The 23,534-nt window shown below is 66.2% G+C and carries 21 protein-coding genes and 1 tRNA gene; 5 read left to right on the plus strand and 17 right to left on the minus strand.

Annotated features, from left to right (window positions below; genetic code table 11):
• Window positions 1-18 precede the first annotated feature (18 nt).
• From AC1Q6P_RS00580 to AC1Q6P_RS00595, 4 genes are all read right to left on the minus strand, one after another.
• Window positions 19-978, minus strand: coding sequence for an LD-carboxypeptidase (locus tag AC1Q6P_RS00580; protein ID WP_492663890.1), 960 nt, complete (start codon window positions 976-978; stop codon window positions 19-21).
• Window positions 975-1,604: a tRNA adenosine(34) deaminase TadA gene (tadA, locus tag AC1Q6P_RS00585; protein WP_492663891.1), complete on the minus strand. Its 630-nt coding sequence runs from the start codon at window positions 1,602-1,604 to the stop codon at window positions 975-977. Before tadA ends, AC1Q6P_RS00580 begins: the two co-directional genes overlap by 4 nt.
• A gap of 79 nt (window positions 1,605-1,683) precedes the next feature.
• Window positions 1,684-1,932 (minus strand): hypothetical protein, encoded by a 249-nt coding sequence (locus AC1Q6P_RS00590; RefSeq protein WP_492663892.1) that lies wholly within the window; start codon window positions 1,930-1,932, stop codon window positions 1,684-1,686.
• 47 nt (window positions 1,933-1,979) lie between these two features.
• A complete protein-coding gene (locus AC1Q6P_RS00595) occupies window positions 1,980-4,019 on the minus strand; it encodes a sigma-54-dependent Fis family transcriptional regulator (RefSeq protein WP_492663893.1) in 2,040 nt (679 codons plus the stop codon).
• A gap of 419 nt (window positions 4,020-4,438) precedes the next feature.
• Here AC1Q6P_RS00595 and exaC point away from each other — a divergent pair, with 419 nt between their 5' ends.
• A complete protein-coding gene (gene exaC, locus AC1Q6P_RS00600; protein WP_102767200.1) occupies window positions 4,439-5,959 on the plus strand; it encodes an acetaldehyde dehydrogenase ExaC in 1,521 nt (506 codons plus the stop codon).
• Between the two features lie 96 nt (window positions 5,960-6,055).
• On the opposite strand, the gene guaA is transcribed toward exaC, so the two are convergent.
• The 3 genes from guaA to guaB all read right to left on the minus strand — a co-directional run bounded on the left by guaA (window position 6,056) and on the right by guaB (window position 10,593).
• A complete protein-coding gene (gene guaA / locus AC1Q6P_RS00605) occupies window positions 6,056-7,660 on the minus strand; it encodes a glutamine-hydrolyzing GMP synthase (RefSeq protein ID WP_492663894.1) in 1,605 nt (534 codons plus the stop codon).
• 34 nt (window positions 7,661-7,694) lie between these two features.
• Window positions 7,695-8,969, minus strand: a complete 1,275-nt coding sequence (locus AC1Q6P_RS00610) for an MFS transporter (RefSeq protein ID WP_492663895.1) — start codon at window positions 8,967-8,969, stop codon at window positions 7,695-7,697.
• 154 nt (window positions 8,970-9,123) lie between these two features.
• Window positions 9,124-10,593 carry an IMP dehydrogenase gene (guaB, locus tag AC1Q6P_RS00615; protein WP_492663896.1) on the minus strand — a complete coding sequence of 490 codons (1,470 nt, stop codon included), beginning with the start codon at window positions 10,591-10,593 and terminating at the stop codon, window positions 9,124-9,126.
• 142 nt (window positions 10,594-10,735) lie between these two features.
• Between guaB and AC1Q6P_RS00620 the strand changes: the two genes are divergently transcribed.
• Window positions 10,736-11,338: a DUF4124 domain-containing protein gene (locus tag AC1Q6P_RS00620; protein ID WP_492663897.1), complete on the plus strand. Its 603-nt coding sequence runs from the start codon at window positions 10,736-10,738 to the stop codon at window positions 11,336-11,338.
• A 36-nt stretch (window positions 11,339-11,374) separates the two neighbouring features.
• On the opposite strand, the gene AC1Q6P_RS00625 is transcribed toward AC1Q6P_RS00620, so the two are convergent.
• A complete protein-coding gene (locus tag AC1Q6P_RS00625) occupies window positions 11,375-11,734 on the minus strand; it encodes an RnfH family protein (protein ID WP_492663898.1) in 360 nt (119 codons plus the stop codon).
• A complete protein-coding gene (locus AC1Q6P_RS00630) occupies window positions 11,721-12,182 on the minus strand; it encodes a type II toxin-antitoxin system RatA family toxin (protein ID WP_102767204.1) in 462 nt (153 codons plus the stop codon). Before AC1Q6P_RS00630 ends, AC1Q6P_RS00625 begins: the two co-directional genes overlap by 14 nt.
• 83 nt (window positions 12,183-12,265) lie before the next feature.
• Between AC1Q6P_RS00630 and smpB the strand changes: the two genes are divergently transcribed.
• Entirely contained in the window at window positions 12,266-12,796 is a 531-nt protein-coding gene (gene smpB, locus AC1Q6P_RS00635) for an SsrA-binding protein SmpB (protein WP_102767205.1), read from the plus strand.
• Window positions 12,797-12,881: 85 nt separating this feature from the next.
• Here the strand turns inward: smpB and AC1Q6P_RS00640 are convergent, their stop codons facing one another.
• The 7 genes from AC1Q6P_RS00640 to AC1Q6P_RS00670 all read right to left on the minus strand — a co-directional run bounded on the left by AC1Q6P_RS00640 (window position 12,882) and on the right by AC1Q6P_RS00670 (window position 20,964).
• Window positions 12,882-14,102 carry a PLP-dependent transferase gene (locus tag AC1Q6P_RS00640; RefSeq protein ID WP_492663899.1) on the minus strand — a complete coding sequence of 407 codons (1,221 nt, stop codon included), beginning with the start codon at window positions 14,100-14,102 and terminating at the stop codon, window positions 12,882-12,884.
• A 76-nt stretch (window positions 14,103-14,178) separates the two neighbouring features.
• On the minus strand, window positions 14,179-15,600 hold the full coding sequence (rimO, locus tag AC1Q6P_RS00645; protein WP_492663900.1) for a 30S ribosomal protein S12 methylthiotransferase RimO: 1,422 nt from the start codon (window positions 15,598-15,600) through the stop codon (window positions 14,179-14,181).
• Window positions 15,601-15,654: 54 nt separating this feature from the next.
• Complete coding sequence (phaR, locus tag AC1Q6P_RS00650; RefSeq protein WP_492663901.1) at window positions 15,655-16,278, minus strand: polyhydroxyalkanoate synthesis repressor PhaR; 624 nt, start codon at window positions 16,276-16,278, stop codon at window positions 15,655-15,657.
• Window positions 16,279-16,329: 51 nt separating this feature from the next.
• Window positions 16,330-17,430 carry an adenylate/guanylate cyclase domain-containing protein gene (locus tag AC1Q6P_RS00655; RefSeq protein WP_492663902.1) on the minus strand — a complete coding sequence of 367 codons (1,101 nt, stop codon included), beginning with the start codon at window positions 17,428-17,430 and terminating at the stop codon, window positions 16,330-16,332.
• 230 nt (window positions 17,431-17,660) lie between these two features.
• Window positions 17,661-17,737: transfer RNA gene (locus AC1Q6P_RS00660), tRNA-Val, on the minus strand.
• Window positions 17,738-17,800: 63 nt separating this feature from the next.
• Window positions 17,801-20,083, minus strand: a complete 2,283-nt coding sequence (locus AC1Q6P_RS00665) for a RelA/SpoT family protein (RefSeq protein ID WP_492663903.1) — start codon at window positions 20,081-20,083, stop codon at window positions 17,801-17,803.
• Window positions 20,080-20,964, minus strand: a complete 885-nt coding sequence (locus tag AC1Q6P_RS00670; protein ID WP_492663904.1) for an alpha/beta fold hydrolase — start codon at window positions 20,962-20,964, stop codon at window positions 20,080-20,082. Before AC1Q6P_RS00670 ends, AC1Q6P_RS00665 begins: the two co-directional genes overlap by 4 nt.
• 50 nt (window positions 20,965-21,014) lie before the next feature.
• On the opposite strand from AC1Q6P_RS00670, the gene AC1Q6P_RS00675 reads away from it, so the two are divergent.
• Complete coding sequence (locus AC1Q6P_RS00675; protein WP_492663905.1) at window positions 21,015-21,797, plus strand: 3-hydroxybutyrate dehydrogenase; 783 nt, start codon at window positions 21,015-21,017, stop codon at window positions 21,795-21,797.
• A gap of 44 nt (window positions 21,798-21,841) precedes the next feature.
• Here the strand turns inward: AC1Q6P_RS00675 and AC1Q6P_RS00680 are convergent, their stop codons facing one another.
• Window positions 21,842-22,579, minus strand: coding sequence for an SIMPL domain-containing protein (locus AC1Q6P_RS00680; RefSeq protein WP_492663906.1), 738 nt, complete (start codon window positions 22,577-22,579; stop codon window positions 21,842-21,844).
• 202 nt (window positions 22,580-22,781) lie between these two features.
• Between AC1Q6P_RS00680 and ompR the strand changes: the two genes are divergently transcribed.
• Complete coding sequence (gene ompR / locus AC1Q6P_RS00685; RefSeq protein WP_102767214.1) at window positions 22,782-23,516, plus strand: osmolarity response regulator transcription factor OmpR; 735 nt, start codon at window positions 22,782-22,784, stop codon at window positions 23,514-23,516.
• Window positions 23,517-23,534: the final 18 nt, after the last annotated feature.

Raw genomic sequence — 23,534 nt, forward strand, 5'->3', positions numbered from 1 at the left:
TGGCTGCCGCTTGGTGACTCAATGCGAATGCGCATGATCCTCATCCGCATGGCGGTGTTTGGGATCCCCTTGCCAACCCATCATCACATCGCGGCCTTCCACCACCAGTTCCACCTTGGCGCCAACCGGCAGGCAGACCTTGGTGTCGACATGACCGAAAGGCAGACCCGTGAGGATCGGCGTCTTGGTGCGCGAACGCACCGCTTCAATCGCATGCTTGAGCGTGTAGCCGCGGTCCAGCGGCGACTTCTTCCAGGCGCTGAATTCACCCAGCAGCACGGCCTTCTGCGCATCCAGCACACCCGCCTGCTGCAGCTGCAGCAGCATGCGCTCGACGCGATAGGGATGCTCGCCCACATCTTCCAAGAAGAGCACGCCGCCCTTGATGCGCGGGAAATGCGGCGTGCCCAGCAGCGAGCTCAGCACACAGAGATTGCCACCCCAGAGCTGGCCCTTGAGGCCCAGGCCGGCAAAGCCCTTCTCGGTGCGAAAGCCCACGGCCTCGAGCAGGCCGTCCATGGCCTCGACGAAGCAGTCCTGGGTCACATCGTCCACGCCGCCCTCGTCCTTGCTGCGGCCGAAATCACCGCAGGCCAAGGGGCCGGCCCAGCTCTGTGCCTTGGCATGGGCCAGCAAACCCATCTGCAGCGCGGTGATGTCGCTGTAACCCACCCAGCGCGTGCCCTGCTCCACGCTGCGCGCCAGCAGCTTCCAATCGATCTGATCGAGCAAACGGGTCAGGCCGTAGCCGCCGCGGGTGGCCAAAGCCACGCTGGGCGCCGCGCTGGCCACGCGATGCAGGGCCGCCAGGCGGGTGGCGTCATCGCCGCCAAATCGCTGATGGCGGGCCAGGGCGTCTTCGTCAACGCTGACCGCAAAGCCCAGCTTCTCCAGGCGCTTGGCCGCGCGCTTGAGTGCTGCGGCATGGGCCAGCACGCCGGCGGGGGTGTAGAGGGTCAGGCTCGGACTTGCGCTCATGGCTGGGATTCCGGTGAGGGTTCAGAAGACGAAGAAAAATCGAGATGGGTCACGTCGCCGGTCGGGATGGCATCGGGCAAATCGCTGTCGCCGGCCGCAGCACGCGCGGCGGCGCGGCGCTGGCGGGCGGCGTCGCGCCGCTGGGCAAAAAACTCGCGCAGCAGCTTGGACGAGGCCTCGGCCAGCACCCCGCCCTGGATGCAGGTGTGGTGGTTCAGCTGGGGCTGGGCAAACAAGTCCAGCACCGAACCAGCCACGCCGGTCTTGGGGTCATGGGCGGCGAACACCACCCGCTTGAGCCGGGCATGCATCATGGCCATGGCACACATGGCGCAAGGCTCCAGAGTCACGAACAGCTCGCACTCGGGCAGGCGGTAGTTGCCCAGCAAGGTGGCGGCGTGGCGCAAGGCCACGATCTCGGCATGGGCCGTGGGGTCGTGGGTGGTGATGGGCCGGTTGTAGCCGGTGGCGATCACCTGGCCGGCGCGCATCAGTACCGCGCCGACCGGCACCTCCCCTGCAAGCCAGGCATTATGGGCCTGGTCCAGCGCGATGCGCATGGCGTATTCATCGGCGGCGGAAACCGCAGCGGCGGACGAGGAAGATGAGAGCAGGATTTCAGACATGGTCGGCCCGGCGCAGTGTAACAAGCGACCTGCCCCGCCCCGGGAAATCCCTTGCTCGCCTTGCCAACGCCGGCGCCACTCAGGGCTGAGCCTCGGAGGCGCGCGCCGCGGCCTGGTCCACCAACTGTTGCAGCTCCTGGCGTACCGCCTCGGGGCGCACGGTGCCGGCCTGCACAGCGCCAGGGTCCGATGAAGCGAGCCCGGCCGCGGATGCCGCTGGGCTGCCCGACGCCGCCGGTGGCTGCAAGGAACGCGCCTGCTGCTTGACCATGAACAAGACCACCGCCAAGGTGATCACCAAACCCAGAATGCTGAACGCTGCGCGCATCGAGAAACCGCCTCCTGCGGAAAACAAAAGCTCGAGAAGCCGCCAGCCTAATCGAGCGGACCATGCAGCCGGGCATCCAGCCGATCATCCAGTCCCGCCTCGCGCATCTTGCGGTACAGCGTGTTGCGGCTGACGCCCAGCCGGCGTGCCGCTTCGCTGCGGTTGCCCTGGGCCAAGGCCAGGGCCTGCTGAACGCAGCGGCTGGAGGCCAGGCGCAGGTCCAGCTCCAGCGGCGCCGCCTCCTCTTTCACCTGCTCCGGCTGAACAGGCTCAGCCCGGGCCAGGGCTTGCAACTCTTCGGCCATGTCGTCGGGCAGGTGGCTCCAGCCGATCTGTGCCTCGTCGGCATCGAGCAGCGCGCAGCAGGTGCGCAGCACATTGGCCAGCTGGCGCAGATTGCCGGGCCAGCGATGGCGGCCGAGCAGCGCCAACACATCGGGCTCTACGCTCACACTGCGGCTCGGCTCTGCCTCGGCCAGCAGGCGCTGCACCAGGGCCGCAAAATCGCTGCGCTCGCGCAGCGGCGGAAGTTGCAGGCTGAGCCCGTTGATGCGGTAGTACAAATCCTCGCGAAAGCGCTGCGCGTCCACCTCCTCGCGCAAGCGCCGATGGCTGGCGCAGATCAGCGCAAAGTCCACGGCCACCGGCTGCCCACCGCCCAGCGGCGAGACCTGGCGCTCCTGCAAGACCCTCAGCAGCCGCGCCTGCAGCGCCAGCGGCATGTCACCGATTTCATCAAGGAAGAGCGTGCCGCCATGCGCCCGGCGCAGCAGCCCTGGCGCCCCATCCTTGAGCGCCCCGGTGAAAGCGCCCGGCCGGTGGCCGAAGAGCTCGGCCTCGATCAGATGCTCGGGCAGCGCCGCGCAGTTGATGGCCACAAACGGCCCGGCGCGCCGCGGCCCGCTCTGGTGGCAGGCCCGCGCCAGCAACTCCTTGCCGACGCCCGACTCGCCCTGCAAGAGCAAGGCAATCGGCTTGGCCAGCACGCGACGCGCCCGCTCGATCAGCTTGTGCACGGCCGCGTCACCGGTGTCGAGCGCGCTCAGTGCATCCGAGGCAGGGGCAGGCGCAGACGCTGGCGATGCCGTCGTAAGCAAAGCCGTGGCAGCCGGCGGCGCCACGCGTGGGCGGGGCTGCAGGGGCCGCGCACCATCGAGCCGGCCGTAGATCAAGCTGCCGTCCACCCGCTGCAGGCGCCGAGGCTGCGAACCATGCGCTCCATGCACACCGGCCAGCAGCTCCTGCATGCGCAGCCCCAGCGCCGCCTCCACCGTGCAGCGACCGAGGGCACTGGGCGCCAGGCCCAGCCACTCGAGCCCCAGGCCGTTGGCGCCGAGGATGAGGCCGTCATCGGCCAGGGCCAGCAAGCCCTCGGTGACCGTGTCCAGCCCCTCGGGCCGGCTGTGCAGGCGCAGCACCAGGCCGCCGCCATGACGCGCCACAAACAGCTGGTGCTCGATCATGCGCGCGGCCGAGCGGGCCAGGCCCAGGGTGTGGGGGTGGTAGCCACGGCGGTCGCCCGAGATGTCCAGCACCCCAAGCAAGGCACCGCTGGGGTCGACGATGGGCGCAGCGGCGCAAGTCAGGAACCCATTGCGCTCCAGATAATGCTCGGCGCCGTTGATGACGACGGGCCGGCCATCGGCCAGCGCCGTGCCGATCGCATTGGTGCCGCGCCATTGCTCAAGCCAGACGGCGCCGGGCCGCAAGGCCACCCGTGCGGCCTTGTCGGCAAAGCCATCGTCGCCCAGCGCGTGCAGCAGCATGCCTTGCGGGTCGGCCAGGATGACCAGGCTGTCGCTGGCCCTCACCTGCTCGGCCACAAACTCCATCACCGGCCGGGCCTGGGCCAGCAAGGCGCGGCGCTGCTCCAGGGCCCGCGCCAGCTGGGCGGCCGACGCGTGCGGCACACCCTGCGACCGCCCCTCGGGCGCCAGACCATAGGCCCGGCTGCGCTGCCAGCTGGCATGGAGCCGGGCATCGAGCAAGCCGGCGCCCAGCTCACCGGTTTCCAGCAGCTGCCGGCGCGCCTGTCGCAGGCGGCTGGGCGGCGTGCGCAAGCTCATCAAGGCATTGGCTGCAGTCATCGCGTTTGTCTCCGTGATCGGCCCTTGTGAACGGGCTCTGAATCGGACGCGGCTCAGGTGTTGGCACCCGAGCCGCAGCGCGACCTTAACAGGCTCATGGCGCTTGCCAAGCCCTTGAGCTGGTTTTGCCCGCTTCCAGCACAAGTGGACGTGAAAGCTGTGCCACGCGAGGCGGTCACCTGTCCTCTTTCGTGACAGTGGGGCGACACGGTGCGCAGCCAGCCGTACCGGCCAGTCGTTTCGCCCCGCGCAGCAGCAGCCCCTTACGCCCAAATTCCGAGCAAACCACAGCCTTGGCACGCTCCGTGCAAGAAACCCTGCGGCTGGCCTGCTTGCCTCCAACCCCGCAACTCAGCATCTGGGATGGAGACGGAGCGGGCCCAGACCTTGAGACCCCAACACAACACACGGAGACCGACATGCTTTACGCCAGCCCCAACACCCCCGGCGCCACACTCGCCTACAAAGCGCAGTACGACAACTTCATCGGCGGCCGCTTCGTGCCGCCGGTCAAGGGCGAGTACTTCGACGTCGTCACCCCCATCAGCGGCCAGGTCTACACCCGCGCCGCCCGTTCCACCGCCGAGGACATCGAGCTGGCCCTGGACGCCGCCCATGCCGCCACGGCCCAGTGGGCCGCCACCAATGCCGCCACCCGCGCCAACATCCTGCTCAAGATCGCCGACCGCATCGAGGCCAACCTCGAGTTGCTGGCCTATGCCGAGACGGTGGACAACGGCAAGCCCATCCGCGAAACGCTCAATGCCGACATCCCGCTTGCCGCCGACCATTTCCGTTACTTCGCCGGATGCCTGCGCGCGCAGGAAGGCGCGCTGAGCCAGATCGACGACCACACCGTGGCCTATCACTTCCACGAACCGCTGGGCGTGGTCGGGCAAATCATCCCCTGGAACTTCCCCATCCTGATGGCGGCCTGGAAGCTGGCGCCTGCGCTGGGCGCGGGCAACTGCGTGGTGCTCAAGCCGGCGGAGTCGACGCCCATCAGCATCTTGGTGCTGACCGAGCTGATCGCCGACCTGCTGCCGCCCGGCGTGCTCAACATCGTCAACGGCTATGGCCGCGAGGCCGGCATGCCGCTGGCCACCAGCAAGCGCATTGCCAAAATTGCCTTCACCGGCTCCACCGCCACCGGCCGCGTGATTGCGCAGGCGGCAGCCAGCAACCTGATCCCGGCCACGCTGGAGCTGGGTGGCAAGAGCCCCAATGTCTTCTTCGACGATGTGATGGCGCAGGACGACGCCTTCCTCGACAAAGCGATCGAAGGCCTGGTGCTGTTCGCCTTCAACCAGGGCGAGGTCTGCACCTGCCCGAGCCGGGCGCTGATCCAGGAGTCGATCTACGACCGCTTCATCGAACGCGCACTCAAGCGCGTGGCCGCCATCAAGCAAGGCAGCCCGCTGGACACCGACACCATGATGGGCGCCCAGGCCTCGGCCTTGCAGATGGACAAGATCATGTCCTACCTGGAAGTGGGCAAGCAGGAAGGCGCTCAGCTGCTGATCGGCGGTGGCCGCAAGCAGATGTCGGGCGAGTTGGCCGGCGGCTATTACATCGAGCCCACGCTGTTCAAGGGCACGAACAATATGCGCGTGTTCCGCGAAGAGATCTTCGGCCCCGTGCTGGCCGTGGCCACCTTCAAGGACGAGGCCGAAGCCCTGCAGATCGCCAATGACACGCCCTACGGCCTGGGCGCCGGCGTCTGGACACGCGACGGCAGCCGCGCCTACCGCATGGGCCGCGCCATCCAGGCCGGCCGGGTCTGGACCAATTGCTATCACGCCTATCCGGCGCACGCGGCCTTCGGCGGCTACAAGGAATCCGGCATCGGCCGCGAAACCCACAAGGCCATGCTGGACCATTACCAGCAGACCAAAAACCTGCTGGTCAGCTACTCACCCAATGCTCTTGGCTTCTTCTGAGCATCCAGCGCCGCTGGCTTGAAACAAAAAGGCGGCCTTGCGGGTCGCCTTTTGCGTTCACTCGGGGCTTGAACCAGGGGCTCAAGACCTGAGAGATCATTCCCACTCGATCGTTGCCGGCGGCTTGCTGGACACATCGTAGGTGACGCGGTTGATGCCGCGCACTTCGTTGATGATGCGGCCCGAGGTGCGCTTGAGCAGGCTGTAAGGCAGCTCGGCCCAGTCGGCGGTCATGAAGTCGCTGGTCTGCACGGCGCGCAGCGCCACGACGTAGTCATAAGTGCGGCCGTCGCCCATCACGCCCACGCTCTTGACCGGCAAGAACACCGTGAAGGCCTGGCTGGTCAGCTCATACCAGCTCTTGCCCGTGGTTTCATCCTTGGTATTGCGCAGCTCTTCGATGAAGATGGCGTCGGCACGGCGCAGCAGGTCGGCGTACTCCTTCTTCACCTCGCCCAGGATGCGCACGCCCAGGCCGGGTCCCGGGAAGGGGTGGCGGTAGACCATCTCGGGCGGCAGGCCCAGGGCCACGCCCAGGGCGCGCACCTCGTCCTTGAAGAGCTCGCGCAGGGGCTCCAGCAGCTTCAGGCCGAGCTGCTCGGGCAGGCCACCGACGTTGTGGTGGCTCTTGATCGTCGTGGCCTTCTTGGTCTTGGTGCCACCGCTTTCCACCACATCGGGGTAGATGGTGCCCTGGGCCAGCCACTTGGCGCCTTTGGCGCCGGCATCGGCCGCCTTGAGCTTGGCGGCCTCGGCCTTGAACACATCGACGAACAGGCCACCAATGATCTTGCGCTTCTTCTCGGGGTCGGTGACACCGGCCAGCTGGCCCAGGAAGAGCTCGCTGGCATCCACGCGGATGACCTTGGCGTGCAGCTTGCCGGCGAACATGTCCATGACCATATCGCCTTCGTTGAGACGCAGCAGGCCGTGATCGACGAAGACGCAGGTCAGCTGGTCACCGATGGCGCGGTGGATCAGGGCGGCTGCAACCGAGGAATCGACGCCGCCGGACAAGCCGAGAATGACCTCTTCGTCACCGACCTGCTCGCGGATCTTGGCCACGGCTTCTTCGATGTAGTCACCCATGATCCAGTCGCCCTTGCAACCGGCGATGTCGCGCACGAAGCGGGTCAGTATTTCCTGGCCCTTGACGGTGTGCGTCACCTCGGGGTGGAACTGAACGGCGTAATAGCCCTTCTCTTCGTTGGCCATGCCGGCGATGGGGCAGCTGGGCGTGGAGGCCATCAGCTTGAAGCCAGGCGGCATGGCCGTGACCTTGTCGCCATGGCTCATCCAGACCTTGAGCATGCCATGACCTTCCAGCGTGGCGTGGTCCTGGATGCCGTCCAACAGCCGCGTATGGCCATGCGCCCGCACTTCGGCATAGCCGAACTCGCGGTGATCGCTGGGTTCGACCTGCCCGCCCAACTGCACGGACATCGCAAACATGCCGTAGCAGATGCCCAGCACCGGCACACCCAGGTCCCAGACGGCCTGCGGTGCGCGCAGCTCGTGGTCCTCATAAGTCGAGGCATGGCTGCCCGACAAGATGATGGCCTTGGGCGCGAAGCTGCGGATGAACTCGTCCGAAACATCGTTGGGGTGGATTTCGCAGAACACCGCCGCCTCGCGCACGCGGCGCGCGATCAGCTGGGTCACCTGGGAGCCGAAATCGAGGATCAGGACTTTGTCATGCATGGTCGGGCTTTCACTCTCTGTCTGGATTCTGAATTCAGGGGCCGGCGGGGGCGGCATCGGCGTCGGGCGCTTGCTGAGGCAGCTGGGCAAAGTGCCGCCAGGCGAAGAACAGGGACAGCGCCTGCAGCGCGGCGCAGAAGTAGAACGGGGCGCCAATGCGCCAATCGCCCTTGGGCAGCTCGCTGACCAGGTAGATCAGGCCCAGGCCCAGCACCGGCGCGATCACGGCCATCAGGCTGTTCAGCGAGGAGATGGCGCCCATGGTCTCACCCTGGTTGCGGGCATCGGCGGCATTGGAAATCTGGCTTTGCAAAGCCGGGCCGGCGGCATAGCTGAGCACGCCCACGCCGATGGCGGCGTACATCATCCAGCCGGCGCTGGACAGGCCCCAGATGGTGTTGGTCAGCACGGCCGAAGCCAGGCCCAGCAGCACCAGGCGGGCAGCCGACACCCGCTTGAGGATGTGCTTGAGCAGCACGCCCTGCACCAGCACCGCCATCACACCGACGGCAAACAGGGACAGGCCGTTGTCCTTGGGTCCCCAGCCGAATTTGTAGGTGGTGTACATGACCCAGCTGCTTTGCAGAATCATCTGCGCCAGGCCGCTGAGCGCCAGCACATAGACCAGGGGGCCCACGCCTTGCAGATCGCGCACACGGCTCAGGGATTTGAAGGGGTTGGCGCGGCGCCAGTCAAAGGCGCGGCGGTTCTCTGGCTGCAGCGACTCGGGCAGGACGAAAAAGCCATACATCCAGTTCAGCACCGCCATGCTGCCGGCCACATAGAAAGGCAGGTGCAAGTTGATGTCACCGAGCAGGCCGCCCAGCACCGGGCCCAGGATGAAACCCATGCCGAAGGCGGCGCCCAGCATGCCGAAGCGCTTGGCGCGCTCGGCCGGCGGCGTGATGTCGGCCACATAGGCATTGGCCACAGCGGCATTGGCCTGCATGGCGCCCGAGAACAGACGCACCACGATCAACATCCACAGCGCATCGGCCATGGCGGTGACGAAGAAGCTCAGCGCCAGACCCGAGAAGCCGATCAGCATGACGCGGCGGCGGCCGTAACGGTCCGACAGGCCGCCCAGAATGGGCGAGCCAAAGAAATTGGCGATACCGAAAGCAAAGGCCACAGCCAACTGCGCCAGGGTGTGCTCGGAGGGGTTGTGGGTGAAGGTGCCCACCAGCGGCGGCAGCACAGGGATGATCAGGCCGATGGAGATCATGTCGATCAGCACGGCAATCAGGATGAAGCCCATGCCGGCCGAGCGGCCCTTGCCACCTGCTGCTTGACCGCTGCCTTCTGTCATCACTCGCTCGCTCAATCGATGTCCTTGCTTGCTAGCTAGCTCTCGCGGCTTGAAGCCGCATACGAAGAAAGGGGCCGCGGCCCCTTTCTTGAAGTTCACCGGCGCCCGGCCTTGCCCTGAGGCCTCGGCGCCGGCGGCGGGACTTCGACCCGCCTCACTCGGAACGGTAGTTCGGTGCTTCCTTGGTGATCTGCACGTCGTGGACATGGCTTTCGCGCATGCCGGCCGAGGTGATCTCCACGAACTCCGCCTTGTTCTGCATGTCGGCAATCGTTGCACAACCGCAGTAGTGCATCGAAGCCTTCAGGCCGCCGGCCATCTGGAAGATGACCTGCACCACCGAACCCTTGTAGGGCACCTGACCTTCGATGCCTTCCGGCACCAGCTTGGAGGTGTTGGGATTGTTGGCTGAGGTGTCCTGGAAGTAGCGATCGGCAGAACCCTTGGCCATCGCACCCATGGAGCCCATGCCGCGGTAGCTCTTGTAGGAGCGGCCCTGGTACAGGATCAGGTCGCCCGGGGCTTCCTCGGTGCCGGCAAAGGCGCCGCCCATCATCACGCAGTCGGCGCCCGCGGCGATGGCCTTGGCCAGGTCGCCCGAGAAGCGCACGCCGCCGTCGGCGATCACCGGCACGCCGGTGCCGCGCAGGGCGGTGGCCACGTTGTCGATGGCCGTGATCTGCGGCACGCCCACGCCAGCCACGATGCGGGTGGTGCAGATGGAACCGGGGCCGATGCCGACCTTGACGCCATCGGCGCCCGCTTCCACCAAGGCCAGCGCTGCTGCGCCGGTGGCGATATTGCCGCCGATCACGTCCACGCCGGGGAAGTTCTGCTTGACCCAGCGCACACGCTCCAGCACGCCAGCGCTGTGGCCGTGGGCGGTGTCGACGATCAGGGCGTCCACGCCGGCCTTGACCAGCATGGCCACGCGCTCTTCGGTGTCATCGCCGAAACCGACGGCAGCACCGACGCGCAGCTTGCCTTGAGCATCGCGGGCGGCATTGGGGAAACTGGTCTGCTTGGTGATGTCCTTGACGGTCATCAGGCCGCGCAGTTCGAAGGCGTCGTTGACGACGACCACGCGCTCCAGCTTGTGCTTGTGCATCAAGGCCTTGGCCTCTTCCAGCGACGCGCCTTCCTTGACGGTGACCAGGCGCTCGGCCGGGGTCATCATCTCGCGCACCGCCAGATCCATGCGGGTCTCGAAGCGCACGTCACGGCCGGTGACGATGCCGACGACGCGCTTGCCCTCCAACACCGGGAAGCCCGAGACGCCGTGTTGGCGCTGCAGCTCCACCACTTCGCGCACCGTGGTCGAGGGCGTGATGGTGAAGGGCTCGAGCACGATGCCCGACTCGTAGCGCTTCACGCGCGCCACTTCGATGGCCTGCTGCTTGGCGCTGAGGTTTTTGTGAACGATGCCGATGCCGCCCTCTTGCGCGATGGCGATGGCCAGACGCGCTTCTGTCACCGTGTCCATGGCCGCAGAGACCAGGGGCAGGTTCAGATGGATATTGCGGGACAGCCGGGTGGCGAGGGAGGTGTCGCGAGGCAACACATGGGAGAACGCTGGCACCAACAAAACATCATCGAAGGTGAGCGCTTTTCCTAAAAGGCGCATGAGGGAAGCTCCAGACGCAAAGCGGCATTATACGGAAGACTGGCACCGCCTTGCCCGCGCCGGGCTGTGACAACCCGAATTTGCGCAAATTGACGCAATTTTGCGAACCCGGTTTCACCAGACCCAGGGCTACACTTTGCCCATGCAAACGCCCCGGTTCGCCCACCACGCCCACCTGTCCCCACGCGCCTCGCAAACCCGGCGTCCAGCGTGGGTTCTGGCCCTCTCCACGCTGTGCCTGCTGTGCTGCGCCCTGCCCGCCCACGCGCAATGGAAATGGCGCGATGCCAGTGGCCGCATGCAGATCAGCGATCTGCCACCGCCGAGCGGCACACCCGACAAAGACATCCTGCAGCGCCCGGCCGGCTACAAACCGCCGCCGGTGTTTGTCCTGCCGTATGCCAGCAAGGCGGAAGCCGCCGCCAGCGCCGCCGCTGCAGCCTCGGCCAACGCCCCCAGCAAGGCCGAACTGGATCGACAGGCGCGCCAGCGCGAGCAAGAAAAGCTCGAGAAGCAGCAGGAACGCGAAGCCATCGAAAAACACAAGCAGCAAGAGCGCCGCTACGCCGAGCAAAAGCGCGAGAACTGCAGCCGGGCCCAGGAGAATCTGCGCATGCTGCAGGACGGCATGCGCATCAGCCGACGCAACGCGCAAGGCGAAAACGTGATCCTTGACGACCGCCAACGGTCCGAAGAAATCCAGCGCACCCGAGCCATCGTGGCAAGCGACTGTGGCGGCAACTGAGGCTCCCAACGAGCAATCAGCCCCCCTTTCGCGAGATCAACGGCGGGTCTTGCCCGCCAGCGGCCGATGGCGCGAGACGATGCGCTCGCCTCGGTCCTTGTAGCGCTGCCGACGCGCCTCCTTCGGGTCCACGGTCAGGGGCCGATAGACCTCGATGCGATCCCGCTCACGCAAGACCGTGTCTGCCGGCTGCTGCCGCCCCCAGATACCCAGCTTGAACTCCGCCAGGCGCGCCTGCATGGGCTGAAACTCAGCACAGGCTTGCAAGGCTTGGCCCAGGGTGCAACCCAGCGGCAGCCGCAGATCAAGGCGGTGAACGGTGCCCGCCTGCGGGCTCCAGACCAGCTCCACGGCGATCAAGGCCTGTTGCCCTTCGACGGGCTCAGCGAGGGCCATAGACACTTTCAGCGCGCTGCACAAAGCGATCGACAAAGGTGTTGGCAATGCGGTCGAACACCGGGCTGACCACCGCCTCCAGCGCCGCGCTGGAGAAGGCGTAGCGCAACTCGAACTCGATCTTGCAGGCCACCGCCTCCGGGCTGTCGCTGCCTGGTTTTTGCAGGGGGTGGAAATGCCAGACCCCATCGAGCGAGGAGAAGGGGCCGTCGACCAGGGTCATGCCGACGCTGCGATCCGTCTCGTGGGTGTTGCGGGTGGTGAAGGCGTGGCGCACGCCGGCGTAGGACAGCGACAGGCGGGCCGTCATGGCGTCGCCCTGCTGCTCCAGCACCTCGGCGCGCTCGCACCAGGGCAGGAACTCGGGATAGCGCTCGACGCCGACCACCAAGTCATACATCTCGCGCGGCGAGTACCAGAGCAGAACAGACTTCCTAACGTGTTTCATAGCGCTTCATACAATGGGCGGATTGTATTGGCGCGCCCAGGCCCGCCCAAGCCGACCCGGCCGCCCACCCACCAGCGAGTTTCATGTCCACTGCTGCCTCTGCCCACCACCACGGTTCACGCCCGCCCCCAAAGGCCAAGCCGGCCGTGTCCAGCGCCCCGATCGCCGAAAACCGCCGCGCCCGTTTTGACTACTTCATCGACGAGCGGCATGAATGCGGCATCGTGCTGGAAGGCTGGGAGGTCAAGGCCATCCGCGCCGGCCAGGTGCAGCTGACCGATGGCTATGTGCTGATCAAGAACGGCGAGCTGTTCCTGATTGGCTGCCGCATCAACCCGCTGCGCACCGCCTCCACCCATGTCAGCCCCCTGGCCGACCGCACCCGCAAGCTCTTGATGAGCAAGGGCGACATCCGACGCCTGATCGGCAAGGTGGAACAGCGCGGCTTCACCCTGGTGCCACTGAACCTGCACTACAAAGGCAGCTTCGTGAAAGCCGAAATCGGCCTGGCCAAGGGCAAGGCCGAGCACGACAAACGCGACACCGAGAAAAAGCGCGATTGGGAACGAGAAAAAGGGCAGCTCATGAGACACGCGACAAAGTCGCGGGGCTGAGGCGCGTAGCGACTCGCTGCCCTTTTCACTAAAAGGGACAGCTGATACGCCACGCGACCAAGTCGCGCAGCTGAAGCCGCCTCCCTCAGTCTTTCAAGACCTCCAGCGCCTGCGCCAGATCGGCGCGCAAGTCGGCCTCAGCCTCCAGGCCGATGGCAAATCGCACCAGATGCCCGTCGCGGTACGGCAAGCCCAGCGAACGGCTGCGGCTCATGTTGTAGGGCACGGCCAGGCTCATGGGGCCGGCCCAGGAGTAGCCGATGCCGAAGAACCGCAGCGCATCGACAAAGGCATCGACCTGGGCCGCGCTGTACCGAGGCTGGAACACCGCCGAGAACAAACAAGCCGCCCCGCCGCTGCTGACCTCGCGCCAGTGCGCATGCCCGGGCGAGCCAGGCAGAGCCGGATGCAGCACCTGAGCCACCGCCGGCTGGGCCTGCATCCAGGCGGCCAGCGCGCGCGTGGTCGCATCCTGGGCGCGGTAGCGCAGCTCCAGCGTCGGCAGGCTGCGCAGCACCAGCTCCACATCGTTCTGCCCCAGGCCGTAGCCCAGGTGCTCGTGCATGTAGTTCATGCGCTCATGCAAGGCCAGGTCGCGGGTACAGACCGAACCCATCAGCACATCGGCGCCGCCCGAGGGGTATTTGGTCAGCGCGTGCATGGAGATGTCCACGCCCAAGCCCGGCTCGCTGTCCGGCAGCAAATCAAAGGCCTTGAAGGCGACACCAGCGCCCCAGGTGTTGTCCAGCACCGAGGTGATGCCGCGCTCGCGGCAGACCCGCAGCAGGCCGACCAGATCGGGGAACTCCAGGGTGATGGAGCCCGCCGCTTCCAGCCAGACCAGCTTGGTCTTTTCACTGATCAGGGCGGCGAATCCAGCCACATCGAGTGGGTCGTAGAAGCGATGCTGGATGCCGAACTGCGGCAGCAGCGATTCGCTCAAGTAACGGTTTTGTCCATAGACATTGTCCGGCACCAGCACCTCGTCGCCCGGCCGCAAAAAGCTCAGCGACACCAGGGTGACGGCCGCCAAACCGCTGGGCACCAGCAAGCAGTGCTCGGCGCCCTCGAGGCCGGCGATGCGCGCCCCCAGCGTGTAGCTGGTCGGCGTTCCGTGCAGGCCGTAGCGGTAGCTCTTGCCGTCACGCGGGCGGTATTGGTGCAGATCGGCGGTGTTCTTGAACAGCACCGTCGAGGCCTTGAACACACCCACCGGATGCGCAGCCCAGCCCTCGGGCGGCTGGTAGGGATGGTGGATCTGCTGGGTGGCCAATGCGAGGTCTGGGGCGGGGGCGTGTTTGCTCACGAGGGGGTCCTGAAGAGGCGCTGAAAAACAAAGCGGGCCGAAGCCCGCTTTGATTCTGACTCAGATTGAACCGTGCTCAGATCGGCATGCCGATCAGGTCATGGCCCTCCACCGCGACGATGCGCGCGCGGGTGAACTCGCCCACCTTGAGCGTCTTGCTGGCCTTCTCCGGCGGCAGCAGGCGCACGGTGCCGTCGATCTCGGGCGCATCGGCATAGGTGCGGCCGACACCGCCCTTGCGGCCGAGAGCCGGCGCGGAATCGACCAGCACCTGCATGGTGGCGCCGACACGGGCCCGCAGCTTGTCGATGGACACCGCTTCGGCGATCTGCATGAAGCGCGCACGACGCTCTTCACGCACCTCAAGCGGCAGCGCACCGGGCAGCTCATTGGCGGTCGCGCCGGTCACCGGCGAATAGGCGAAGCAGCCGGCGCGGTCAATACGAGCCTCGCTCATGAAATCCAGCAGGTACTGGAATTCCTCTTCGGTCTCACCAGGGAAGCCGGCGATGAAGGTCGAGCGGATGACGATGTCCGGGCAGGTTTCGCGCCACCGCAGGATGCGCTCCATATTCTTTTCGCCGCTGGCCGGGCGCTTCATGCGCTTGAGCACATCGGGGTGAGCATGCTGCAGCGGCACATCGAGGTAAGGCAGGATCAAGCCTTCGGCCATCAGCGGCAGCACCTCGTCCACATGCGGATAGGGATAGACATAGTGCAGGCGCACCCAGGCGCCGTACTGCTTGGCCAGCTCGCCCATTTGCGCGACCAGGTCCAGCATGCGGGTCTTGACCGGCTTGCCGTCCCAGAAGCCGGTGCGGTACTTGACGTCCACGCCGTAGGCACTGGTGTCCTGGCTGACCACCAGCAACTCCTTGACGCCCGACTCGAACAGCGCCCGTGCCTCGTTCAGCACATCGCCGACCGGGCGCGAGACCAGATCGCCGCGCATGCTGGGGATGATGCAGAAGGTGCAGCGGTGGTTGCAGCCCTCGCTGATCTTCAGATAGGCGTAATGCTTGGGCGTCAGCTTGATGCCGGCAATGCCGCGCGACTCAGGCACCAGATCGATGAAGGGATCGTGCGGCTTGGGCACATGGGTGTGCACCGCATCCATCACCTCTTGCGTGGCATGCGGGCCGGTCACGGCCAGCACGCTGGGGTGCATTTCGCGCACCAGGCTGCCGGCATCGCTGCTGCTGGTGCCGGCCTTGGCGCCGAGGCAGCCGGTGACGATGACCTTGCCGTTCTCGGCCAGGGCTTCGCCGATGGTGTCCAGACTTTCCTTGACGGCATCGTCGATGAAGCCGCAGGTGTTGACGATCACCAGGTCGGCGCCGGCAAAGGTCTTGGAGGTTTCATAGCCCTCGGCCCGCAGCTGGGTGAGGATCAGTTCCGAATCGGTCAAGGCCTTGGGGCAACCCAAGGACACAAAGCCGATCTTGGGGGCAGCGCCCGCGGCAACGGCTGCTGGGCTGGGGGTGATGGTTTCGCTCATCCCCGGATTTTGCCTGAGCCCGGCCTTGCAGGCGCCTCCGGGGCGCCAAGCGCCCTACTTCTTGCCGCCAAACCCCGGCATTCCGGACATGCCCGACATCACCGGGAACATGGCCCCGGCCTGCTTGAGCTGCTCCTGCATCTGTTCGATCAGGTTCTTGCTCTGCTCGACATAGCCCCCCATCAGGTTCTGCATCACCGGCGCTTGGGCGCCGAGGAACTGGGTCCAGAGCTCGGGGCTGAAAGCCAGGCCCTGGCTTTGCTCAGCAAACTTGCTCTGCAAAGCCGTGAAGGTCTGAACGTTCTTTTCGAGATAGTCGCCCATCACGCCCTGCATGGCATGGCCATAGAAGCGGATGATCTGCTCCAGTGCATTCGTGCTGAACATGGGCACGCCGCCGGTTTCTTCTTCCAGAATGATCTGCAGCAGGATGCTGCGGGTCAGGTCTTCGGCGGTCTTGGCGTCGCGCACCTCGAAGGCCTGGCCGTCCAGCACCATCTTCTTCACATCGGCCAGCGTGATGTAGCTGCTGGTCTGGGTGTCGTAGAGACGGCGGTTGGGGTATTTCTTGAGCACGCGCACGGCGGGCGCTTGCGCTTCGCGGTCGCTACCCGCCTCGGGAGCCGAGCCGGCTGCTGCTGCTGCTGCTGTCTTGCTGCCTCTGCGGGCCGTCACCATGAATGCTCCTTGTCCGACCGGCACAGGGTGTTGTGCAGGTGCAGCAATATTCTAGGAGCCCGCGCGACGTGCTCCGGCGGGGATTTCCCCCGTAAGCGGCCCGGCCGCCGCCACCGCCGACAAATCCAGGCGCATGCGGCTCATGCTGACCAGCGTCTGATCGGCATCGGCCGCGTGACAAGGCAGCGGCGCCAGCAGCCGCAGGCTCAAGGCATTGGCCACATCGATGCGGCAACCGACACGGACCGGCACATCGCGACCCTTGGGTGCCGGCTGGCCATCGACCAAGGTGGCACTGTCCGACAAGGCCCGCAAGACCATGCCCTGGGCGCCGCGGCGCAGTTCGAAATGCCAGCGGCTGATCTGCAGCGCCTGCATGGGATCGGCATGAGAGAGCACCACATCATTGGCCGGCACACCCTCATGTTCGCGCAGGCGGCCAAAGCTGATGATGTCCAGCAAGGGCAAGGCCTGTGCTTCCTTGGCATCTCCGATCAAGACATGGGTCGGGAACTGGCTGCGATCGCGCCAATCAAAGGCCATCAGCTCGACCGCCGCCGCCACATCCTTGAGCAGCACCGGCGCCAGGGGCCGGCATTGCACGCGCCAGGCGGCCGGCAACTCTTGAAAAGCCTCGCGGCTCAGGCGCACCTCACCGGGCTCAGCCGAGGCCACCACGCGCGCACAGAAGTTGACGGCATCACCGGACACCGACTGCCCATCGCTGAGCACCCGCCCCCAGTGCAGGCCCATGCGCAGCTGCAACTGATGCGAGCGCGCGCGGCTGAGGTTTTGTTCGCTGAGCTGCACCTGCACTTGCTGGATGGCCCGCAGCGCGCGGCCGCAGTCCTCAAAAACCACAAAGGCGCCGTCCCCGGCGGTGTCAACGATGCGCCCATCGTGGGCCAGGACTGCCGCCTCCAGAAGGTCCAGATGCAACTGCTGCAGCTGCCGCCCGGCGGCATCGCCGAAACGCTGGAAATACGAGGTGGAGCCCACCATGTCCGAAAACAGCAGCACCAGGCTGCGCTCGAAGCGCCGCTTCAACTCCTGCTCCAACTGCGCCTGCAGACGGATGATGTCCTTCAAGCTCAGCTGATCGAGCTGGGCAAAGCAGGAGGGAGTGACAAAAGCACTGTCAGAAGCACTCATCGGTCGGGCTCAAAAACGCGGGGACATCCATGACGATGGCCGCATTGGAGCACAGGAGCAGAACATGGCTGCGGCACTGCACGCTTCGTTACATCCGCGCCGCCAGCCCCGCCCTCTAAGCCGGGCAACACAAACCGGCCCGAAAAGCAAAAAACCCGGGAGATCTGAGATCTACCGGGTTTCTGCTTCAACGTTACTTGAGTAACGCCTACCGTCTTACTTACGTATTTTGGTAGGCGCGATTGGACTCGAACCAACGACCCCCACCATGTCAAGGTGGTGCTCTAACCAGCTGAGCTACGCGCCTCAAGAGCTTCGCAGTATAGAACAGATTTTTAGGGTCTGTCTAGTCTTTGCGAATATTTCTTCATTATCTTCTTCGCGCGCCCCTCACGCCGCTGACCTGGGCCACGCTGCGCAGCACCTGGGACAGGCGGCCGGAGTCGGCCACTTCGACGGTGAAGTTCATCCAGGCCGTGTCGCTGCGCGCCGATTTGACCGACTGCGTGTTGACGGCGATGACATTCATCTTCTCCTTGGCGAAGACTTCCAGCACATCGCGCAGCAAGCCCTGGCGATCGTTGGACTCGACCACCACATCGACCGGGTACAGGGCCGGGCCCTTGGCGCCGCTGCCGGCCGCAGCCGCCCCACCCCACTCGACCTCGATCACCCGCTCGCCGGCCTGCTGGGCCATCTGGCGGAAGTTGCTGCAGTCCAGGCGGTGGATGGCCACGCCCTTGCCGCGGGTGACATAGCCCCCGATGGCGTCCGGCGGGGCCGGCCGGCAGCAGCGCGCCAGATTGGTCAGCAAGGAATCGACGCCCACGACCAGCACGCCGCCGCGTGGGCCGCTGCGGGTGGGCTTGGTGCGGCGCTGAGCCAGCAGCTCGTCGTTGTCGGGCTCGGGGGCGGGCGGGCGCAGGAGCTGCTCGATATTGCGCAGAGAGTATTCATCCTTGCCCACCACCTCGAACAAGGCCTCGGCATTCTTGAAGCCGAGGCGCGCGGCCAGGTCTTCCAGCTTGACCGCCGTCTTGCCCTCGCGCTGCAGCAGCTTTTCCACCGCCTCGCGGCCACGCGCCGCCGTCTGCGCCTGGGCCAATGCGTTGAACCAGGCGCGCACCTTGGCGCGCGAACGCTGGCTTTGCAGATAGCCCAGCTCGGGATTGAGCCAGTCCAGCGAGGGACCGCCCTCCTTGGCCGCGGTGATCTCCACCGTCTGCCCGCTTTGCAGCGGCGTGTTCAGCTGCACCATGGCACCGTCGACCTTGGCGCCGCGGCAGCGGTGGCCCAGATCGGTGTGGACGGCGTAGGCGAAATCCACCGGCGTGGCGCCCGCGCTCAGCTCGATGATGGTGGCCTGCGGCGTGAACACATAGATGCGATCGTCGAACAAGGCCTGTCCGCCGCCGGCCTCGGCCGGGGCCTCGTCCTTATGGCCTTCGACGAAATCGCGCTCCCAAGCCAGCAGCTGGCGCAGCACGGCCTTGCGGGCCTGCGCCACCTGGTCCTCGAACTCGCCCGCCGCGCTGACGCCGGCATAGCCGCGCGCCCCGGCCTCCTTGTAGGCCCAGTGCGCGGCCACGCCATGCTCGGCATGCTCATGCATGGCCTGCGTGCGGATCTGCACCTCCATGGCCCGGCCGTCGGCGCCCTGCACCACGGTGTGCAGGGACTGATAGCCATTGGGCTTGGGCCGGGCGATGTAGTCGTCAAACTCACCGGCCACCGGCGTGAACTGCTCATGCAGACGGCTCAGCACGGCATAGCAATCGGCCACGGTCGGCACCACCACCCGCAGGGCGCGCAGATCGAACACGCGCTCCAGCTGCAGGCTCTTGCCCTGCATCTTCTTGTAGATGCTGTAGAGGTGCTTGGGCCGGCCTTGCACCTGCGCCTGCAGGCCATGGGCTTGCAGATCGGCCTGCAGAGCGGCGCGGGTGGCCTCGATGCCTTGCTCGCGCAGCACCCGGGTTTCGTCCAGAGCCCGCGCAATTTCGCGGTAAGCCTCGGGCTGGGAGAAGCGGAAAGACAAGTCCTCCAGCTCCCATTTGATCTGCCAGATGCCCAGGCGATTGGCCAGGGGCGCGAACACCTGCTGGGTCTCCTGCGCCAGACTGGCCGGGCAAGGCCGCTTGGAGGCGGCAAAGTAGCGCAGGGTCTGCAGACGCGAGGCCAGGCGCAGCAGCACCACGCGCAGATCGCGCGAGAAGGCCAGCAGCATCTTGCGCACCCGCTCGGTCTGTTCGCCGCGGCGCTCGTCCTCCACCCGCGCCTCACGCGCCGCGCGCTGGATCTGCACCAGGCGCCGGGTGTGCAGCACCAGGCTGGCATAGGACTCGCCAAAAGCCTTGGCGACGATCTCCTCGGGCTTGTGCAGGTACTCACCGGCATAGACCAGGTAGGAGGCCGCCTGCATGGTCGGCGCCGCGCCGATGCCGGCCAGGATGGCGGCCACGCCATCAGCATGGGCCAGGGCGTCCTCACCGGTGTCCAGCGGCTGGCCGGCCAGCAAGGGCTCGGCAAAAGCGCGTGCGCGGGCGAAGGGCAAGGCCTCGGAGGGCAAGCCACCCTCGGGCGTGTCCAGCAAAGCCACGATGGGCGCCGCCTGAACCAGGGCCGGCGCCTGGGTCGTCAAACCAGTTTTCATGCCGCCTCGAGAAAGTCCCGCACCCGCGCGATTTGATCGGGCTGCACCAGGGTCGGCGCATGGCCCACGCCGGCGAACTCATGCAGCTGAGCGCGCGGGCCGCGCTGGGTCATGGCCTGCGCCGTCTCGGCGCTCAGCAAATCCGACGTCGCGCCGCGCAGCAGCAGCGTCGGGCAGCGCAGGGTGTCGTAGGCATACCAGAGCGCCGCCGAGCCCGCCTGGGCCAGCTCGGGCGTCACGGCATGGAAGGCCTGGGCGATCTGCGGGTCGTAGTGCAGCTTGAAGCCTTCGCCCTCGGGCTTGAACATGGGCGCGGACAAGCGCGCCCATTGCTCGGGCGTGTGCGGGCCGAAGCTCTCCGAAATACTCCAGAGGTAGGCCGTGCCCTCTTCCACGCTGGAGAAACGCCGGGGCTGGCCGAGGTAGCTACCAATGCGCTGCAAGGCGTCGAACTGGATGCTCGGCCCCACATCGTTGAGCACCAGGCGGCGCACCGGGCTGCCGGGCAAGGCGGCCAGGCCCATGCCGATCAAGCCGCCCATGGAGGTGCCCACCCAATCGACCTGCTCGACATCGAGCCGGGCCAGCAAGGTCACCATATCGGCGACATAGGCCGGCACCTGGTAGCCGGCCGCCTGGGCCAGCCAGTCCGAGCGACCGCGGCCCACCACATCGGGGCAGATGACACGGTAGCGTGCGCTCAGGACCTCGGCCAAGGCATCGAAATCCCGCCCCTGGCGCGACAGGCCGTGCACACAGACCAGCACCGGCGCCTTCTCGCCCGCCGGCAAGGCAGCACGGCAGGGCCACTCCCAATAGGCCATGCGGTGCAGACCGCCCTGCCCCAGGCATTTCACGAAATTCAGTTGTGGTTCGGCCATGATTGAGATCCTTATAAAGTCCATCCTAGCAACCCTCGAAAGGATTCCCGATGCTTCAAGGCAAATGCGCCGTGATTACTGGCTCCACCAGCGGTATTGGTTTGGGCATGGCGCTGGTTCTGGCACGCCAGGGCGCAAACATTGTGCTGAACGGATTTGGCGACCATGAAGGCCCGCGCACCGAGGTGCTGGCCGCCGGCCAGGCCCAGGGCATCCGCGTCGGCTACCACGGCGCCGACATGAGCAAGCCGGCCGAGATCGAAGCCATGATGGCCTATGCCGATCAAGAGTTCGGCGGCTGCGACATTCTGGTCAACAACGCGGGCATCCAGTATGTGGCGCCGGTCGAGAGCTTCCCGGTCGAGCGCTGGGACGCCATCATCGCCATCAACCTCAGCTCGGCCTTCCACACCACCCGCCTGGCCCTGCCTGGCATGAAGCGCAAGGGCTGGGGCCGCATCATCAATGTGGCCTCGGTGCACGGCCTGGTGGCCTCGGCGCAGAAATCGGCCTATGTGGCGGCCAAGCATGGGCTGGTGGGCTTCACCAAATCGGTGGCGCTGGAGATCGCCACCAGCGGCGTGACGGCCAATGCCATCTGCCCGGGCTGGGTGCTGACCCCGCTGGTGCAAAAGCAAGTCGATGCGCGCGCCGTGGCCGACGGCGTGGACGGCGAAGAAGCCAAGCGCCGCCTGCTGGCGGAAAAGCAGCCTTCGCTGCAGTTCACCACGCCCGAGCAGCTGGGCGAGCTGGCCGCATTCCTGTGCTCGAACGCGGCCAGCAATGTGCAAGGCCAGGCCTGGAGCCTGGACGGCGGCTGGACGGCGCAGTAAGGTCGAGATAGACCTCAGGCCACCGCGCCCGCCCTGCCCAACCCTCAGCGGTTCACCGCCTCACGCACCAGCAGCACCGAGCCATTGACCGTGGCGCTGACCGTGGCCTGGCCGGCCTCGGTCGGCAAGGCCATCTCGGCCGAAGCAGCCATGGCCTTGAAGCGCATCTGGGGTGCGGCCATGGGCTGGGCGCCGTTGGCATCGGTGTTGACATTGACCTCACCGATCTGGAAGCCGGGGTAGCCAAACTGCTTGGCGTAATCGGCGGCGCGGGTCTTGTACAGCGCAATGGCCTGGGCCACCACGTCCGACTCCACCTTCTCGCGCTGGGCCTTGGACAGGCTGTAGCCCACCCGCGCAATGCTCATGCTGCTGATGCGGCCGGTCAGCTGGGCGATGGCCGCACTGTCACGGCCTTCCACCACCAGCTCGGCACTGCCCTGCCAGCCATTGATGCCGCCCTTGGTGGTGTAGCGCGGGTAGAGCGAGAAATTGCCGGTCTGCACCTCGACCTGGCCCGGCTTGGCGATCTTGCGCGCCTCGGCCAGGGCGCTGTCCAGGGCCTGCTTGAGCGCCTGCTGCACGGCGGCGGCATCGCTGCCCTCCTTGCTGGTGCTGAAGACCACGCCCAGCACATCGCGGGTCACCTCGACGCTGGCCGTGGCCGAGAGGTTGAGGCGGTCGCGCGGCAGCTGGTCGCCCGGGGCGGCCTGGGCTCCGGCTTGCAGCAGCAAGCCACCCAGGGCGGCGGCGACGATCTTGCGGGTCTTTGAGTTCTTCATGGGACAAGTTCTCCTTGGAAAAGGCTGGGAAAGCCGGAACAGCTTAGCGGCTGCCACTTAGCTGGTCACAACGCTGGAGCTTGCAAGTTGGATGTCTAAAAAATTGTTAACCAGCTGTAACGCTGGCCGCAGCGCGGCGGCAAAGGCAAAAAACCGGCTGACAATGGCTCTGTTACAAATTCAGAGCTCCCAGGACTTGGCCATGACCAGCACCAGCACCTCCCGGCCCAACCGCATCTTGGTCGTCGACGACGACGCCCGCATCCGCGACCTGCTGCGTCGCTACCTGACGCAAGAAGGCTTTGAAGTCCTGCTGGCCGAAGACAGCCGCTCACTCAACAAGCACCTGACCCGCGAGACTGTGGACCTGATGGTGCTGGACCTGATGCTGCCCGGCGAAGACGGCCTGACCATCTGCCGTCGGCTGCGCGCCGCCAGCGACAACACCCCCATCATCATGCTGACCGCCAAGGTCGAAGAGGTGGACCGCATCGTCGGCCTTGAAGTCGGCGCCGATGACTACCTGGCCAAGCCCTTCAACCCGCGCGAGCTGCTGGCCCGCATCAACGCCGTGCTGCGCCGCCGCCCGGCGCTGGAAGCCCCCGGCGCACCTTCGAAGGAGCCGATGACGGTGACCTTCGGCCCCTTCGAGTTCGACCTGGCCCAGCGCCGCCTGGCCCGAGACGGCGAGGTGCTGCCCCTGACCACGGGCGAGTTCTCCATGCTCAAGGCCTTGGTGCGCCACCCGCGTCAGCCGCTCTCGCGCGACAAGCTGGCCCAGCTGGCCCGCGGCCGCGATTTCGAGCCCTTCGACCGCAGCCTCGATGTGCAGATCTCGCGCCTGCGCAAGCTGCTGGAAACCGACCCGACCCAGCCGCGCTACATCCAGACTGTCTGGGGTGTGGGTTATGTCTTCGTGCCCGATGAAGCGAACTGATGGCCTGACGCATTGACC

The organism is Roseateles sp. GW835-FHT13E02 (assembly GCF_058794035.1).